This window comes from Marisediminitalea lipolytica (assembly GCF_001758465.1).
In the GTDB taxonomy this organism is placed as follows: domain Bacteria; phylum Pseudomonadota; class Gammaproteobacteria; order Enterobacterales; family Alteromonadaceae; genus Alteromonas; species Alteromonas lipolytica.
Genome location: NZ_MJIC01000011.1, coordinates 97,236 through 114,081 on the forward strand (window position 1 = coordinate 97,236; position 16,846 = coordinate 114,081).

Annotated in this window: 11 protein-coding genes and 2 rRNA genes; 3 read left to right on the forward strand and 10 right to left on the reverse strand. The window is 48.5% G+C overall.

All coding sequences use genetic code 11. The features are described from left to right. Positions 1-14: 14 nt before the first annotated feature. From cgtA to rplU, 3 genes are all read right to left on the reverse strand, one after another. A complete protein-coding gene (gene cgtA / locus BFC17_RS10280; RefSeq protein WP_070176395.1) occupies positions 15-1,178 on the reverse strand; it encodes an Obg family GTPase CgtA in 1,164 nt (387 codons plus the stop codon). Positions 1,179-1,384: 206 nt separating this feature from the next. Next, positions 1,385-1,642: a 50S ribosomal protein L27 gene (gene rpmA / locus BFC17_RS10285; protein WP_070176396.1), complete on the reverse strand. Its 258-nt coding sequence runs from the start codon at positions 1,640-1,642 to the stop codon at positions 1,385-1,387. 15 nt (positions 1,643-1,657) lie between these two features. Next, a complete protein-coding gene (rplU, locus tag BFC17_RS10290) occupies positions 1,658-1,969 on the reverse strand; it encodes a 50S ribosomal protein L21 (RefSeq protein ID WP_070176397.1) in 312 nt (103 codons plus the stop codon). Positions 1,970-2,393: 424 nt separating this feature from the next. Between rplU and ispB the strand changes: the two genes are divergently transcribed. Then, positions 2,394-3,365, forward strand: coding sequence for an octaprenyl diphosphate synthase (gene ispB, locus BFC17_RS10295; protein WP_070176398.1), 972 nt, complete (start codon positions 2,394-2,396; stop codon positions 3,363-3,365). On the opposite strand, the gene BFC17_RS10300 is transcribed toward ispB, so the two are convergent. Genes BFC17_RS10300 through BFC17_RS10310 form a run of 3 tightly spaced genes read right to left on the reverse strand, consistent with a single transcriptional unit; the run spans position 3,362 to position 7,434 of the window. After that, complete coding sequence (locus BFC17_RS10300; protein ID WP_070176399.1) at positions 3,362-4,072, reverse strand: ZIP family metal transporter; 711 nt, start codon at positions 4,070-4,072, stop codon at positions 3,362-3,364. The genes ispB and BFC17_RS10300 overlap by 4 nt on opposite strands. A 28-nt stretch (positions 4,073-4,100) precedes the next feature. Continuing rightward, positions 4,101-5,423 (reverse strand): Xaa-Pro dipeptidase, encoded by a 1,323-nt coding sequence (gene pepQ, locus BFC17_RS10305; protein ID WP_070176400.1) that lies wholly within the window; start codon positions 5,421-5,423, stop codon positions 4,101-4,103. Positions 5,424-5,481: 58 nt separating this feature from the next. Continuing rightward, positions 5,482-7,434: a transglycosylase SLT domain-containing protein gene (locus BFC17_RS10310; RefSeq protein WP_083271679.1), complete on the reverse strand. Its 1,953-nt coding sequence runs from the start codon at positions 7,432-7,434 to the stop codon at positions 5,482-5,484. Between the two features lie 404 nt (positions 7,435-7,838). On the opposite strand from BFC17_RS10310, the gene fadB reads away from it, so the two are divergent. Next, the gene (gene fadB / locus BFC17_RS10315) at positions 7,839-9,989 is read left to right on the forward strand and encodes a fatty acid oxidation complex subunit alpha FadB (RefSeq protein WP_070176401.1); all 2,151 of its coding nucleotides are present in this window, start codon (positions 7,839-7,841) and stop codon (positions 9,987-9,989) included. 20 nt (positions 9,990-10,009) lie between these two features. Then, positions 10,010-11,173, forward strand: a complete 1,164-nt coding sequence (gene fadA / locus BFC17_RS10320) for an acetyl-CoA C-acyltransferase FadA (RefSeq protein ID WP_070176402.1) — start codon at positions 10,010-10,012, stop codon at positions 11,171-11,173. A 49-nt stretch (positions 11,174-11,222) separates the two neighbouring features. On the opposite strand, the gene BFC17_RS10325 is transcribed toward fadA, so the two are convergent. From BFC17_RS10325 to BFC17_RS10340, 4 genes are all read right to left on the reverse strand, one after another. Further along, entirely contained in the window at positions 11,223-11,777 is a 555-nt protein-coding gene (locus tag BFC17_RS10325; RefSeq protein WP_070176403.1) for a D-glycero-alpha-D-manno-heptose-1,7-bisphosphate 7-phosphatase, read from the reverse strand. A 99-nt stretch (positions 11,778-11,876) separates the two neighbouring features. Further along, positions 11,877-12,440 carry a chorismate--pyruvate lyase family protein gene (locus BFC17_RS10330; RefSeq protein ID WP_070176404.1) on the reverse strand — a complete coding sequence of 188 codons (564 nt, stop codon included), beginning with the start codon at positions 12,438-12,440 and terminating at the stop codon, positions 11,877-11,879. An 854-nt stretch (positions 12,441-13,294) separates the two neighbouring features. After that, a 5S ribosomal RNA gene (gene rrf / locus BFC17_RS10335) occupies positions 13,295-13,410 on the reverse strand. A 227-nt stretch (positions 13,411-13,637) separates the two neighbouring features. After that, positions 13,638-16,506: ribosomal RNA gene (locus BFC17_RS10340) — 23S ribosomal RNA — on the reverse strand. Between the last annotated feature and the right edge of the window lie 340 nt (positions 16,507-16,846).

A 16,846-nucleotide genomic window follows, 5' to 3' on the forward strand; every position in this document is an offset into this window, starting at 1 on the left:
TGAATGTGACTGGATTACTTGCGATAGATAACTTCGACGTCGTAGTCATCGTCATCTTCATCCCAATCGTCATCATCATCATAGCCATCCAAATCAGGCTGAGTATTCTGATGGTAGGTATCCCATTTAAATTCAACGCCTTCTTTACTGCGGTCTTCTTCGAGCTCGTCAGGCAAACTCTCGATAAAGTTCATGATTTCGTGACAAAGCGGCTCCAGGCCAATGCGCTGGAATGCTGAGATATAGAAAACCGGACCATCCCATTGCAGTTTTTCAACGATTTGCTGGCACAGCTCTTCGGCTTCTTCTTCTAATAACAAATCAATTTTGTTGAACACCAACCAACGCGGCTTACTGGCCAGTTTCGGGCTGTACTTTTCTAACTCGTTGATAATCGTAATGGCATTTTCAGCCGGATCAGACTGATCCGCTGGCATCAGATCCACCAGGTGCAACAGAACACGACAACGCTCGAGGTGTTTAAGAAAACGAATGCCGAGGCCCGCACCTTCAGCCGCGCCTTCTATGAGTCCGGGAATGTCGGCAATCACAAAACTGCGCTGGGAATCCTGTCTTACCACCCCCAGGTTAGGCACCAGTGTAGTAAAAGGGTAATCAGCCACTTTTGGCTTGGCCGCAGATACAGAGCGAATGAAGGTAGATTTACCGGCATTAGGCAAACCCAACATACCCACATCAGCCAACAGCATCAGCTCCAGCTTAAGATTACGAATTTCACCCGGTGAACCGTTTGTTTTCTGGCGCGGAGCACGATTGGTACTGCTTTTAAAGCGCGCATTGCCCAGTCCATGAAAACCACCCTGTGCGACTTTTAAGCGCTGGCCGTGGCGGGTTAAATCACCCAGTACTTCCTGAGTATCGGCATCGGTAGCGCGAGTTCCTACCGGTACCAGCACCGTGAGGTCTTCACCCGCTTTACCGGTACAATTACCGCCCATACCATTCTGACCGCGTTCAGCGCGGTGGAACCGTTCAAAACGGTAATCAATCAGCGTGTTGAGGTTTTCATCAGCTTGCAGAAACACACTGCCGCCGTCACCACCGTCACCGCCATCCGGTCCGCCTTTAGGCACATATTTTTCGCGACGAAAGCCAATGGTGCCATTGCCACCATCGCCTGCTTCAACTCGAATTTCAGCTTCATCTACAAATTTCATGTTTACCCCGGACCGAATCCTAAACTCTTAAAACTTACATTGGTGAAAGGATGACGCTATAAACGCAATCCCACTCGCCTATTATAACCCGTAAGTCTTGCAACCCAAACATGGGCAACTCAGGGCCTTTGCCCCAAAGGGCATATAACGCTCTAACAAAAAACCCCGCAAGCGCGGGGTTTTTAAAATCAATTCACGATTGCGCTTTATTCAGCAACAATGCTCACGAACTTACGGTTGTTAGGTCCTTTAACTTCGAACTTAACTTTACCGTCAGCTAATGCGAACAGGGTGTGGTCTTTACCGATACCCATGTTGTTGCCAGCGTGGAATTTAGTGCCGCGCTGTCTAACAATGATGTTACCAGCTAACACAGACTCGCCACCAAAACGCTTAACACCTAAGCGTTTACTTTCTGAGTCGCGACCGTTTTTGGTACTACCACCAGCTTTTTTGTGTGCCATGTGTCTAAGCTCCTATTATGCGTTGATACCAGTGATTTTCACTTCAGTGAACCACTGACGGTGACCCGCTTGTTTACGATGGTGCTTACGACGACGGAACTTAACGATTTTTACTTTATCGCCACGACCGTGTGTAACCACTTCAGCAGTCACTTTACCACCAGCAACATACGGTGTGCCGATTTTAACGTCGTCACCATTGCTAACCATTAATACGTTGTCAAATTCTACAGTTTCACCTGCAGCAACTTCGATCTTCTCGAGACGAACGGTTTGACCTTCGGCCACACGGTGTTGTTTACCACCACTTTGGAAAACCGCGTACATAACTTTCTCCGCTCTGCGCCTAAATTTATTGCGCTTTCAATTCTAAAACAGGGCGCGAATTGTACGTGAATCGAATTTCGATCTCAACCCCAGAATGCGAAAAAAGTTTATTTTTCGACCTGAATCACAGCAACCCGCGCAGAAACGCTATTTTAACACCTTTACTGAATGACTAAAAAGCGAGTTTTTATAAAAAATTACCAGCCAATTCAGTATGCTGCGAATCCTGTGCCATAATTAGCAGCAGTAACTATTTAGATCACCCGGATCGACGCCATATACCCCTTTAGCTGCTCCCGTCGGGCGATCGTCGCAATAGCTTGCCTAAATATGGCGAAATTAACCTAATTCACTGGATAGACGACAATATTTATGTACAATCTGCTGCCAGTTAGCCTCTACGTTCCAGACACAACGAAACACTATGAATATTGATCAAATAAAAGCATTGGCTGAGACCGACATGCAGGCAGTAAATCAACTGATCCAGCAACAGGTGGATTCGGATGTCGCCCTGATCAATCAGCTGGGTTTCTATATTGTTAACAGCGGTGGTAAACGCTTGCGCCCATTACTGACGGTGCTGGCAGCCAGAGCCCTGGCAATTGAATCAACCCAGCACCACACGCTGGCGGCGATTATTGAGTTTATCCACACGGCAACACTGCTACACGATGATGTGGTGGACGAGTCAACTATGCGCCGGGGTCGTGAAACCGCGAATGCGTTGTTTGGTAATCAGGCCAGCGTACTGGTTGGCGACTTCCTGTATACCCGTTCCTTCCAGATGATGGTTGAGTTGCAGAGTATGCGGGTAATGGAAATCCTTTCTGACTCTACCAACCGTATTGCTCAGGGTGAAGTACAGCAATTAATGAACTGTAACGATCCGGATACCACAGAAGAGAGCTATTTCGACGTAATTTATGGAAAAACCGCCCGTCTTTTTGAGGCGGCCACACAACTAGCCGCGGTGATTACCGGGCAGTCAGACGAAACAGAACAGGCCATGCTAGCCTACGGCCGTCATCTTGGCACTGCGTTCCAGCTCGCCGATGACATTCTGGATTATGAGTCGGACAGCGATGCAATGGGTAAAAATGCGGGTGATGATCTGGCAGAAGGTAAGCCTACATTACCCCTGCTATATGCCATGTGGCATGCAAAGGATGACGACGCCAGCTTAATTCGCGAGGCGATTGAGCAGGCAAACGGGCTGCCTCATTTGCAGCGGATCCTGGGCGTAATGAACGAGACTGGTGCTCTGGCTTATACTCGCCAGAAAGCGTTTGAAGAGGCAGATATGGCTATTTCTGCACTTAGCGTAGTACCTGACAGTGATTACAAACAGGCACTGATCGCCCTGGCGCACATTGCCGTTGATCGCAACAGCTAAAGACTAAAGCCCAACATTCCTATCATAAAGCCGAGGATGCCGCCTAAGGGTGGCACCCAGCTGTTTTCCATGCGCACCTGCGGGGCAATATCCTGTAACACAGAATACAAAATGCCGCCGGCAGCAAACAACATAATGCCCGATACCACTACCGTGTACTGCGCCAGTAAGAAGTAGCCAATCAGAGCCATACCAGGGCCCAGCAACGCCATCAGGGTAAATATCAGCACAATCTTACGGGAGCTGTAAGTGCCGGAGGCTTTAAGCTCTCTGAATGCATTAAACCCTTCAGGAAAATTCTGCACAGCGACCAGTAAACCAAGCAACACACTACCACCACCCAACGCTGCTGTTGTGCCCAGAGCAATGGATTCGGGTATGAAATCAGACAGCATGGACGCCAACTGGCTGGCGGGCACCTTATTGCGAGCCAGCCAGATATCCAGCACCATAAAACCCAATGCGCCGAGTAAAAAACTGATGCAGGAAGCCGTGGTGCTCAGATCTTTCATCCCGTCTGGCACCAGTACCAATGCAACAGCCGACAACAGCGCACCGGCGCCCATAGCGAGAATGCCATGGCGTAACTCTTCGTCCAGCCAGTCTGGAAACACGCCTTCCACACAAGCCAGCAAGCCACCGGCGGGCATTGCCAGCCCGGCGATCAAAGCAATGATCACAACATAGACAACCGCCGGATCCGCCATAGTTATCCTTAACGTCGATGATACTGGATCAGGCCTTTTGTTCGGCCAGACGGGTCATGTTTTCGTTACCTTCGCGGTACACAATGATATTGTCTTCAACCCGAATGCCACCATAAGGACGCAGGGTATCAACCACATCCCAGTTAATATATTTTGACGATTCGCTGGATTTAAGTTCTGCCAGCAAGGATTCAATAAAATAAAGACCGGGCTCAATGGTAAAAACCTGACGAGCTTCGACAGTGCGGGTACAACGCAAAAACGGATGTTCCGCCGGCGCAGGATTAGGGGTACCGCGGTCATCCAGCACCAATCCGCCCACGTCATGAACCTGCAGACCAAGAAAATGGCCGATGCCATGGGGAAAGAAAGTACGCGTAATGCCTTCAGCCAGACAATCTGCCGCGTTCATATTCACCAGGCCTGCCTTAACCAACACATCGGCAATCCCCTCGTGAGCCGCAAAGTGAATGTCAGCATAATCTACGCCGGGCTTTAACCTGTCTGCCAGAGACAGCGTCAGGCTATCCAACTCAGTAATTAAATCGGCAAAGGGGTTCTGCCCGATAGTATACGTGCGGGTAATATCTGCTGCATAACCATTAAAACTGGCTCCTGCATCAATCAGAAAAGAACGATGCTCAGCCGGCTTTACCGTGTCGTAATGCATATAATGCAGAATTGAACAATGCTCGTTTAACGCCACGATACCAGTGTAAGGAACATCGTTGTCGCCTTGCTGCGTGGCAAGGTTGTAGGCCTGATTGATATTAAACTCACTTTCACCGGCAAAAAACGCCGCCGCTGCTGCTTTGTGCCCGGATACGGCAATGCGGTTGGCTTCGCGCATGCAGGCCAGTTCATAGTCGGTTTTGTAAGCGCGCTGATAATGCAAATAATGCAGTGCACGATCAGGATTTACATTGGCAAAACCCAAAGCACTGGCCACTTCAATGTACTCACCGATATAGGCGAAACCCCGTTTGTCGAACGGCAGGTGTTTTTCAACCAGATCAGCTTGCTTCAGCATTACCACGTCAAAGCAATCGGTCCAGTATTCATTTGGTTCTGGCGGCACTTTATGCCAGAAGTCGGTGGGCCGGTAGAAGATAAGCTTTGGTTTATCCACCCCGTTTACTACCAGCCAGCAGTTAGGATTATCAACCACCGGCAGCCACGCCTTAAACTGCGGATTTACCTTAAACGGATAATGATTGTCGTCCAAAAACAGGCGCTTGCTCTGACCTGAGTGGATCACTAACCCTTCTATTCCCTCACGTTCCAGTGCTTCGCGGGTCCGTTGCTGAAGGATGTCGATATGCGCCGCATACAGGTCATGATGCTCTGTCATAATACCTCTGTCGTTATTGATTTATTGGTTATATTTTGGCTGTAACACTACCACGAGCCTAAGGTAAAGTCAGGCTGTCTGCCGAGAGTTTCATGCGACTCAAAGTATCAAAGAGATGGGAGGACTGTCCCAGCTGGACTTGATAAATATAGCGGTAAGCCATAACAGCTTTAACGTAATGACGGGTTTCGCGATAAGGGATATTTTCTATCCATACATCGAGATCCTGCTCACCATGATTTGGCAACCATTCCATGACCTTGCGCCACCCGGCATTATAAGACGCCGATACCAGCACCGGATTATGGTTGAGCTTATCGTTAAGGTACTTTAAATACTGAATGCCAAACTCAAGATTCTGTTCCGGCTCCAGCAAAGTACCATAACCCACCCGGCGGTTACTGATATAATTTGCCGTACCCGGCATCAATTGCATTAACCCCCTGGCTCCGGCCGGGCTCACTGCATCGACCATAAAAGAGCTTTCTCTTCTGGCGATGGCCATGGCCATCGCAGGATCGACCTGATGCTGACTGGCCTGCTGTTGAAATTTTTCGGCAAACGCCAGCGGGAATCGGCGCCGCACATCATTAAAATACCCGGTTTGAGCAAAACCAATAATGGCCTGATCGTGCCAGCCCCAATCACTGGCCAACATGGTAGCGGCTTGTTTTTCTTCGTCCGTTAAACGTCTGTTAAGGTAATACCACTCTCGTCGTGCCTCAACAAAACGCCCCAGCCTGAACCATTCATACGCCCGTTGAACCGCGGGCACTGTGCTTAATCTTGCTAACGAGTAATCACTTACTTCGAGTGGATGATCGGCCAGTTCCGGGGCTTGTTGAAGTCGGGCGCTGGCCAGAAAGCCATAGTAATGCCGCTCTTTGGCTAGTTCCTTAAACAATTGCTGCTGTGCATCACTCGCGTTGAGCTCGCCTAAGCCGCGGGCTCGCCAGTAACGAAATGCATCCTGGCGCTGTTCGTCTGAAGGCGCCCCCTGAATTACCTCAAGGGCTTGTTGCCAGTCACTCTGACGTAACATATACGCCAGATGCCAGTGCCTGACATCCTGCTCGGCATCCGGGACATTCGCTTTGGCCAGCCATTCTGCTGCGTTGTCAGCCCCTTCTATCACCAGACTGATGGCGATCGCGCGATTAATCTGGCGCAGTTGTGCCTCGCTGAACGCAATTTTTGGTTGCCAGTATAAAAAACCTTTAATGGCCTTTTGCGGTGTTTGCCAGGCCAGTCGGATTAAACCGTAGTATAAAATCGATTTCTCTTGCTCCGGATACTTACGCGGGAACAAATTGTAATTAAGCACCGTTGAGGCTGAGCGGTGAGTTTTACGCCACAGGTCTACCAGATAATGATGGCCAGGGGGTAAGCGGCGCTGTAAGTAGCTCAGTAAATTTCTGTTGCCACCGCGAATGACCTTTTCGATTCGCCCCAGCACCATACCGGTGGTCATCTGTCCGGCCTGTTGCCAGCGCCGGAATACCGGGTCACATTCATCCGGTCGCGATTCACCAGATAGCCACAGTGTATCGACCTGTTCAAACCAGTAATCAGGGTGTTCTGATAACTGCATCTGATAATCCAGATACTGGCAGGTATAGCGTACTCCCAAACCGGGCTGATAGGCGTTGATAAAAGCGTTTTTTTGTTTTCGTTTGCTGAGAAGCTCGAGCCAGCGTTTGCGCAACCGGGTAGCCAGGGGCGTACCTGCGTAGCGGGCCAGAAATGCCTCTACTGTTTCATCTGACAGGCTATCAAGAGTACGTTCGGCAAGGCGTAATTTAAGATAGGGTACCAGCGGGTAGTTACCCAGATCCTCAATATCCTTATGAATAGCAGGTAATTTTGACAGCGGCAGGGTGTTGAGTTGCTTTTCGAGGCTAAGAAATTGCTCACGCAACTCCTCTCGCCGCTCACCGTCCTCAGCAAAAGACGGTAGCGAGGTAACTACGCTAAGTAGCGCGACGAGCAAAAAGCTTCGCAATTCCTGCACAACATCTCCTGTGTGATTCAGATCTGTCTAACCGAAGCCAGTGTAAAATTTCTTAGCTTAGCTTAACAGTGATTTTCGACGACTTCCTTTTCATCGTGTTTCAGCGCAAAAATCAAGCAACAGTGCTAACATCATAGCGGTGATACTGATGCCTGCCTTTAATTTAGCAAAGTTGCCGAAAAAAAGGCAGTAACATACACGTCTATACACAACTATAAATAAATTAAATATGCGTTAAAGGGCTTGAAAACGTTACCTTAGGCACCATCTTCCTAGCATAATTGAAACACTTGTTTGAATTTTTGTTGCTATTTATGCCGGTATTGGAAAGAATCAGGGTTTTAAACGAACGCGCCTCCCTACAATTTAATTAATTTCACGCGTAATGCTGAAAGGAGACAACAATGATCTACGAAGGCCAAAATCTAACGGTATCACTGTTGGATAACGGTTTTGCTGAGCTGGTATTTGATGCCAAGGGTTCGGTAAATAAATTCGACCGCCAGACCATCAGTGAATTGGATGAAGCAACCCAGGCAATTGCTGGCAACAGCGACATTACCGGTGTTGTTGTGCGCAGTGCTAAATCTGCCTTTATCGTGGGAGCGGATATCACTGAATTTACCGATATGTTTTCACTTTCTGACGAAGAAGTTCTGAGCTGGGCAAGTAAAACATCTTCCGTATTTAACCGCTTTGAAGATCTCCCCGTACCAACGATTGCCGCTGTAAATGGTTTTGCTCTTGGTGGCGGTTGTGAAATGACTCTGGCTTGTGATCTTCGTGTAGTTGATACGACAGCATCCATTGGTCTCCCGGAAGTGAACCTCGGTATTATGCCAGGCTTTGGTGGCACTGTTCGTTTACCGCGTATTATTGGTTCAGACAACGCCCTTGAGTGGATGACCACCGGCAAACCACGTAAAGGACAACAAGCACTGGATGAAGGTGCCGTTGACGCAGTTGTAGCTCCAGAAAAATTAGTTGATGCAGCACTTAGCATGCTGGCCGATGCGGTTGCCGGAAAACTGGACTGGCAAGCCCGCCGGGCAAACAAAAAAGCACCTTTGAAGCTAAACAGTAATGAAGCAATAATGAGCTTCTCTACCGCTCAGGCGTTCGTAGCGGCTAAAGCCGGTAAGCACTACCCGGCACCACACATGATGGTAGAAACCGTTAAGAATGCAGCAAACCTTGACCGCGATGGCGCGTTAGCGTTGGAAAATGAAGGCTTTGTGAAGCTGGCTAAAACCGATGCGGCGAAAGCACAGATTGGCATTTTTATGGCTGATCAGCTGGTTAAGAGTAAAGGTAAAAAGCTGGCCAAATCTGCCAGCAAAGAGGTCGCGACGAACGCGGTACTGGGCGCGGGTATTATGGGTGGCGGTATTGCCTACCAAAGCGCTGTTAAAGGTATGCCGGTAATTATGAAAGATATCAATCAGCCAGCGCTTGATTTAGGTCTTTCTGAAGCCGCCAACATTCTTAATAAAGGTATTCAGCTCGGCAAAGTAAAACCTGAACAGATGGCAAAAACATTAAACGCCATCACGCCATCACTGGAATACTCTGCAATTAAGGATGTTGACCTGGTTATCGAAGCGGTTGTAGAGAATCCTAAAGTAAAAAGTATCGTGCTGAAGGAAACTGAGCAGAACGTGAGTGACGACACCATCCTTTGCTCTAACACGTCAACCATTTCCATTAACCATCTGGCTGAAAGTCTGGAAAAACCAGAGCGTTTCTGCGGTATGCACTTCTTTAATCCGGTACACCGTATGCCACTGGTTGAGATCATTCGTGGCGAGAAAACCTCTGACGATACCATTGCAGCCGTTGTCGCTACTACACTGAAAATGGGCAAGACCCCGATCGTGGTGAATGACTGCCCGGGATTCCTGGTTAACCGCGTATTATTTCCTTACTTTGCCGGTTTCTCCAAGCTGGTACTGGACGGTGCTGATTTTGTTGCCGTTGATAAGGTAATGGAAAAACAGTTTGGCTGGCCGATGGGTCCTGCTTACCTGCTGGACGTTGTTGGCATGGATACCGGTGATCACGCGGCTTCTGTTATGGCAGAAGGTATACCGGAACGCATGCAAAAGGTAGAAAATGACCCGATTACGCTGCTGTTTAACAATGAGCGTCTTGGTCAGAAAAACGGTAAAGGCTTCTATAACTTCAGCAAAGACAAGCGTGGTAAGCCGAAGAAAGATGCTGCCCCTGAAGCTTACGAGTTATTTAAGCCTTATCAGGCTGAGGCTAAAGAGTTTAGCAATGAAGAAACCATTGCTCGTCTGATGATTCCTATGGCTAACGAAGCGATTCGTTGTCTGGAAGAAGGCATTGTGGCGAGTGCTGCAGAAGCCGATATGGCGCTGATTTATGGCCTTGGCTTCCCGCCATTCCGAGGTGGTATTTTCCGTTACATCGAAACTATGGGATTAGCGAATTTTGTCGAACTTGCTGACAAATACGCCCATTTAGGTCCGATTTACCAAATTACAGACGGTGTTCGCCAAATGGCAGCCGAAGGTAAATCTTACTTCGCTTAATCACCTTAGGAGACATAATCATGAAAGATGTAGTAGTTATTGACTGTATTCGTACCCCCATGGGCCGCTCCAAGGGTGGTGTATTCAGAAACGTTCGTGCTGAAGGCTTGTCAGCTCACCTCATGAGCGCACTGGTAGCGCGAAACCCGCAGGTAGATCCGGCTGAAATTGAAGATATTATCTGGGGCTGCGTACAGCAAACCAAAGAACAGGGTTTTAATATTGCCCGAAATGCACAGCTGCTAACCGAAATTCCCCGCAGCACTTCTGCTGTCACCGTGAACCGGTTGTGTGGCTCATCAATGCAAGCGCTGCATGATGCTACCATGGGCATTATGACCGGTCAGGGTGAAGTATACATGATTGGTGGTGTAGAGCACATGGGTCATGTGCCAATGACCTATAACCTGGATTTCCACCCTGCCCTGGCAAAATATACCGCCAAAGCGTCTGGCAATATGGGCATGACCGCGGAACTGCTGGGTCGCCAGAACGGTATTACCCGCGAAATGCAGGACGCTTTTGCTGCCCGCTCTCACCAAAAAGCCCATCAGGCTCACCTTGAAGGGCGCTGGGCCAGTGAGATCGTGGCAACTGAAGGCCACGATGCCGACGGCGTGTTAAAGATGGTTGATTTTGACGAAGTTATCCGCCCGGATAGCACGGTTGAGTCGATGGCTGCGCTACGCCCAGTGTTCGACCCGGTTAACGGTACAGTTACCGCAGGTAGTGCTTCAGCGATTTCAGACGGCGCATCAGCCATGCTGTTGATGTCTGCCGATCGAGCAAAAGAGCTTGGATTAACGCCTCGTGCAAAAATCCGCTCGATGGGCGTGGCTGGTTGTGATGCTGCTATTATGGGCTATGGTCCGGTCCCAGCAACTCAGAAAGCACTTAAACGTGCTGGCCTGACCATGGAAGATATTGAGATTGCGGAGTTCAACGAAGCCTTTGCGGCTCAGGCATTAAGCTGTATTAAACAACTCGGCTGGTTAGATAAGTACGACGATCGTGTAAACCTGAATGGTGGAGCAATTGCTCTTGGTCATCCGCTGGGGTGCTCTGGTTCACGTATCAGTACAACTCTGATTAACCTGATGGAAGCAAATAATAAAACGCTGGGTCTGGCAACAATGTGTATCGGCCTGGGTCAGGGTATTGCCACCATCTTTGAACGCGTTTAACTAACAACGCTGAATAATTCAGGGCACCAACACGGTGCCCTTTTTTATATTAAGCGAAGTAGAGCCTGACAGCCTCAAGTAAACTCCCGCAACGTTGATAACCGCTAGCTACGCCATCTGCATCATAATGAGAATCAACCAGAAACAGAGCAGGAATACCGGCAGACTGACCGGCCTGAATATCTGACATCTTGTCACCGACCAACACTGACTCAGCGACATTGATGCCATGTTCTCTGGCCGCTGCTACGATCATGCCGGGATTAGGTTTACGAAAAGCACAGTCTTTTAAATATTCACCCTGACCATGAGTAGCGTGGTGAGGACAGTACCTGACATCGGTAATGTGGATGTCCCTTTCTTTAAACTGTTCGCGCATCCAGACAGTTAGCCCGGCAAACTGTTCTTCGCTATAGTAACCGCGTCCTATACCGGCCTGATTGGTGACAATGATAATGTCATAGCCGTGATTAACGATAATCTTACAGGCCTCAAAGACACCAGCAACAAACTCAAAGCTGTCAGGGGAGCTTACATAGCCGTGATCAACGTTAATCACACCATCGCGGTCTAAGAAAAACGCTTTACGATTTAACTTTGTCATTTTACTTCCAGGTATATTAAAACCAACGTACTACGTGCGCTGAGTACAACAGAATAGTTATCAATAGTGTATGAAAAAAACGGTATGCTTTAAACGTTATCAACGATAACAATCAATCGGAAAGTACTCGGTGATCTCGATTGCATTATCACCATTTATATTTATTACATAAGTGCGGTAAGCAACCTTTTCCTTTAGACCATTCGCGCTAAGGGCTATCTCAGTAAGGCCGAAATCGAATATTTCTCGGTATGATTCCAGTCCCTCATCTCTTAGTAGTTCACCGATACCAATTTGATTGGCCACAATACGGCTGGCCGTAGACGATGGAAGTTTATTAAGGCAAAGATAAGAATCCGCTGTGGCGTAGATCTGACTGGAATGCTGACCAACAAGCTGTATCTCTCGATGCAAGAACTGTTGGTTATCTGAGGTATCAAAGACCGTTTCTCTTAGTGGCGCGTCTACCAGTTCCTGGGTAATGCTTACAACACTGATGGGTTCCCAGTAATAGGCTTCCAGACTTTTAGTGACCGTACCGTCGGTGACTAAAAGTGTGCGTAAAAATGGCGGAAGTACAGATAGATCAACACTCTCACCACGACTGTTTAAAACAGTTCCGCCATGAATAAATCCCTTTGTTTTAAAATGCTTTCTGATCACTTAGATACTTACTTGTACTATTTGAATGGATTTTAGCATTTTACCTTTATAAGTTCTCCGTACAGTGCCTTTTTTGATTCTACAATTACACCATGGAGATCCCCGATAAGCACTGCGTGCTTTCGGGGATGACGGTTTTTTCTTTTATTAGTGCTGGGTATAGGCTCTTTTGAACTCTACGGTTGCACGAGGGGGATCCCCGATAAGCACTGCGTGCTTTCGGGGATGACATTCTTTCTTTTCTTAGTGCTGGGTATAGGCTCTTTTAAACTCTACGGTTGCACGAGGGGGATCCCCGATAAGCACTGTGTGCTTTCGGGGATGACGGAGATGTATTAGCGATAGCGTCGGTGCGCTTTTTGACTCTACGGTTGCACGAGGGGGATCCCCGATAAGCACGGTGTGCTTTCGGGGATGACGGTTCTTTTTCTTTTCTTAGTGCTGGGTATAGTGCTCTTTTGAACTCTAAGGTTGTGCGACGGAGGTCCCGGATAAGTACTGCGTGCATTCCTGGATGACATTCTTTCTTTTATTTAATTATTGTCTCACATGGGGGTGAAGAACGGTGCTTCGTAGAAGCATGTCGAATGCCGGTGGCATTCGGCAAGTGATGAACGCGAGCCATGGATGGCGAGCTGGACGCCCGCTACAGGGATGTATCACTAAAGGACGCTGTTCGCAGAGGGTTTATGGATATGACCCTCGATGGTTAGGCTCTCATGGGAGTGGCACGCAGTGCCTTTCTAAGGTAAAGGGCTATCCTGATGTTGCTGATAGTAGGGACGACGTCGTATTCATCGCCAGATGCAAAAAAGGGCTACCCTTTCGGATAGCCCTTTTTCTTAGAATTGGGAGCCTGGCGGTGTTCTACTCTCACATGGGGAGACCCCACACTACCATCGACGCTAACGTGTTTCACTTCTGAGTTCGGAATGGATTCAGGTGGGACCACGTCGCTATTGCCGCCAGGCATTAACTTGTATTAACAATTTCGGAAAGCTTTGATATTCGTATCAATCAGAGTAACTAAACTACTCTCACTTAATAATTAGACAGTCTACTCAAACAACACTCTAAATGCTTATAAACGTTACACTTTAGCGAGCTAATAAAATCTCAGCAAAATCGCATTTTGCGGTTAAAGATTTTATCGCGACTGCGCTTTAGCGCGTTTATATAAAGCTACTTAGGCGTTGTATGGTTAAGCCTCTCGGGCAATTAGTACAGGTTAGCTTAACGCCTTGCAACGCTTCCACATCCTGCCTATCAACGTCATAGTCTATAACAACCCTTCCAGGACTTAAGTCCAGGGATGACTCATCTTGGGGCTCGCTTCCCGCTTAGATGCTTTCAGCGGTTATCGATTCCGAACTTGGCTACCGGGCAATGCCTTTGGCAAAACAACCCGAACACCAGCGGTTCGTCCACTCCGGTCCTCTCGTACTAGGAGCAGCTCCCCTCAATCATCCAACGCCCACACCAGATAGGGACCGAACTGTCTCACGACGTTCTAAACCCAGCTCGCGTACCACTTTAAATGGCGAACAGCCATACCCTTGGGACCGACTTCAGCCCCAGGATGTGATGAGCCGACATCGAGGTGCCAAACACCGCCGTCGATATGAACTCTTGGGCGGTATCAGCCTGTTATCCCCGGAGTACCTTTTATCCGTTGAGCGATGGCCCTTCCATACAGAACCACCGGATCACTATGACCTACTTTCGTACCTGCTCGACGTGTCTGTCTCGCAGTTAAGCTAGCTTATGCCATTGCACTAACCTCACGATGTCCGACCGTGATTAGCTAACCTTCGTGCTCCTCCGTTACTATTTGGGAGGAGACCGCCCCAGTCAAACTACCCACCAGACACTGTCCACAATCCCGATTAGGGACCTATGTTAGAACATCAAACATACCAGGGTGGTATTTCAAGGACGGCTCCACAGAAACTAGCGTCTCTGCTTCAAAGCCTCCCACCTATCCTACACAAGTAGGTTCAATGTTCAGTGCCAAGCTGTAGTAAAGGTTCACGGGGTCTTTCCGTCTAGGTGCGGGTACACAGCATCTTCACTGCGATTTCAATTTCACTGAGTCTCGGGTAGAGACAGCGTGGCCATGGTTACACCATTCGTGCAGGTCGGAACTTACCCGACAAGGAATTTCGCTACCTTAGGACCGTTATAGTTACGGCCGCCGTTTACCGGGGCTTCGATCAAGAGCTTCGCTTACGCTAACCCCATCAATTAACCTTCCGGCACCGGGCAGGTGTCACACCCTATACGTCCTCTTTCGAGTTTGCAGAGTGCTGTGTTTTTAATAAACAGTCCCAGCCACCTGGTCACTGCGACCCCCGACTGCTTAAGGAGCAAGTCCTATCACAATCAGGGGCGTACCTTCTCCCGAAGTTACGGTACAATTTTGCCGAGTTCCTTTACCCGAGTTCTCTCAAGCGCCTTAGTATTCTCTACCTGACCACCTGTGTCGGTTTGGGGTACGGTTCACATAATCATAAGTTTAGAAGCTTTTCCTGGAAGCAGGGCATCAACAACTTCACCACCTTGGTGGCTCGTCTCGTGTCTCAGCCTTAAGAAACCGGATTTACCTAATTTCTCAGCCTACGCACTTTCACTTGGACAACCAACGCCAAGCTTGCCTAGCCTTCTCCGTCCCTCCATCACTGATTATATAAGTACGGGAATATTAACCCGTTTCCCATCGACTACGCATTTCTGCCTCGCCTTAGGGGCCGACTTACCCTGCCCTGATTAGCATGGGACAGGAAACCTTGGTCTTCCGGCGTGCGGGTTTTTCACCCGCATTATCGTTACTCATGTCAGCATTCGCACTTCTGATACCTCCAGCAAACTTCACAGTTCACCTTCAGCGGCTTACAGAACGCTCCCCTACCCAGCATGTAAACATGCTGCCGCAGCTTCGGTATATTGCTTAGCCCCGTTACATCTTCCGCGCAGGCCGACTCGACTAGTGAGCTATTACGCTTTCTTTAAAGGGTGGCTGCTTCTAAGCCAACCTCCTAGCTGTCTGGGCCTTCCCACATCGTTTCCCACTTAGCAATATTTTGGGACCTTAGCTGGCGGTCTGGGTTGTTTCCCTCTTCACGACGGACGTTAGCACCCGCCGTGTGTCTCCCGGATAGTTCTCTTTGGTATTCGGAGTTTGCAAAGGGTTGGTAAGTCGGGATGACCCCCTAGCCTTAACAGTGCTCTACCCCCAAAGGAATTCGTCCGAGGCTCTACCTAAATAGATTTCGGGGAGAACCAGCTATCTCCCGGTTTGATTGGCCTTTCACCCCCAGCCACAAGTCATCCCCTAACTTTTCAACGTTAGTGGGTTCGGTCCTCCAGTTGATGTTACTCAACCTTCAACCTGCCCATGGCTAGATCACCGGGTTTCGGGTCTATACCTAGCAACTAGACGCGCAGTTAACACTCGCTTTCGCTACGGCTCCCCTAAACGGTTAACCTTGCTACTAAATATAAGTCGCTGACCCATTATACAAAAGGTACGCAGTCACCCCGAAGGGCTCCCACTGCTTGTACGTATACGGTTTCAGGTTCTATTTCACTCCCCTCACAGGGGTTCTTTTCGCCTTTCCCTCACGGTACTGGTTCACTATCGGTCAAATAGGAGTATTTAGCCTTGGAGGATGGTCCCCCCATCTTCAGTCAAGATAACACGTGTCCCGACCTACTTAATATGTAAACAAAGCATCTTCATGTACGGGGCTATCACCCTGTATCGCTCAACTTTCCAGAAGATTCCACTAACACTTTGTTTATCGGCTGCTCCCCTTTCGCTCGCCGCTACTAAGGGAATCTCGGTTGATTTCTTTTCCTAAGGGTACTTAGATGTTTCAGTTCCCCTCGTTTGCCTCTACAACCTATGTATTCAGTTGCAGATACTGCCGAAGCAGTGGGTTCCCCCATTCGGACATCTGTGGCTCAAATGCGTTTTGTCAACTCACCACAGCTTTTCGCAGACTTACACGTCCTTCATCGCCTCTATTTGCCAAGGCATCCACCGTATACGCTTAGTCACTTAACCATACAACCCTAAATAGCTTCCCAGGTTACCCTGTTCGTCGTAGCCACTGTCTTATTCACATGAGTAAGGAATAAGGTTTGCTACCGTACAATACTATCCAAAGGATGCGACATCCTAAAAGGATGGATAACGTTGCGCCTAACCTCCGCCTTTTTATCCGGAGCCAGGTGTGCATTAAAGCACTGTTGTATGCATGACTGTCTAATCAAATTTACGTTTGCAACTTTCGTTGCGCCGTATGTCAAGTAGAGAGTAGTCTTGAAAGAACATCTTTCGATATTCTCAGTTACTCAATATTGATTGATTACTAAATATCAGCTTTCCAAATTGTTAAAGAACG

Excerpts from the sequence above, each read along its gene's own strand:
- cgtA (WP_070176395.1), bottom strand. The coding sequence starts at position 1,178 with ATGAAATTTGTAGATGAAGCTGAAATTCGAGTTGAAGCAGGCGATGGT.
- rpmA (WP_070176396.1), bottom strand. The coding sequence starts at position 1,642 with ATGGCACACAAAAAAGCTGGTGGTAGTACCAAAAACGGTCGCGACTCA.
- rplU (WP_070176397.1), bottom strand. The coding sequence starts at position 1,969 with ATGTACGCGGTTTTCCAAAGTGGTGGTAAACAACACCGTGTGGCCGAA.
- ispB (WP_070176398.1), top strand. The coding sequence starts at position 2,394 with ATGAATATTGATCAAATAAAAGCATTGGCTGAGACCGACATGCAGGCA.
- BFC17_RS10300 (WP_070176399.1), bottom strand. The coding sequence starts at position 4,072 with ATGGCGGATCCGGCGGTTGTCTATGTTGTGATCATTGCTTTGATCGCC.
- pepQ (WP_070176400.1), bottom strand. The coding sequence starts at position 5,423 with ATGACAGAGCATCATGACCTGTATGCGGCGCATATCGACATCCTTCAG.
- fadB (WP_070176401.1), top strand. The coding sequence starts at position 7,839 with ATGATCTACGAAGGCCAAAATCTAACGGTATCACTGTTGGATAACGGT.
- fadA (WP_070176402.1), top strand. The coding sequence starts at position 10,010 with ATGAAAGATGTAGTAGTTATTGACTGTATTCGTACCCCCATGGGCCGC.
- BFC17_RS10325 (WP_070176403.1), bottom strand. The coding sequence starts at position 11,777 with ATGACAAAGTTAAATCGTAAAGCGTTTTTCTTAGACCGCGATGGTGTG.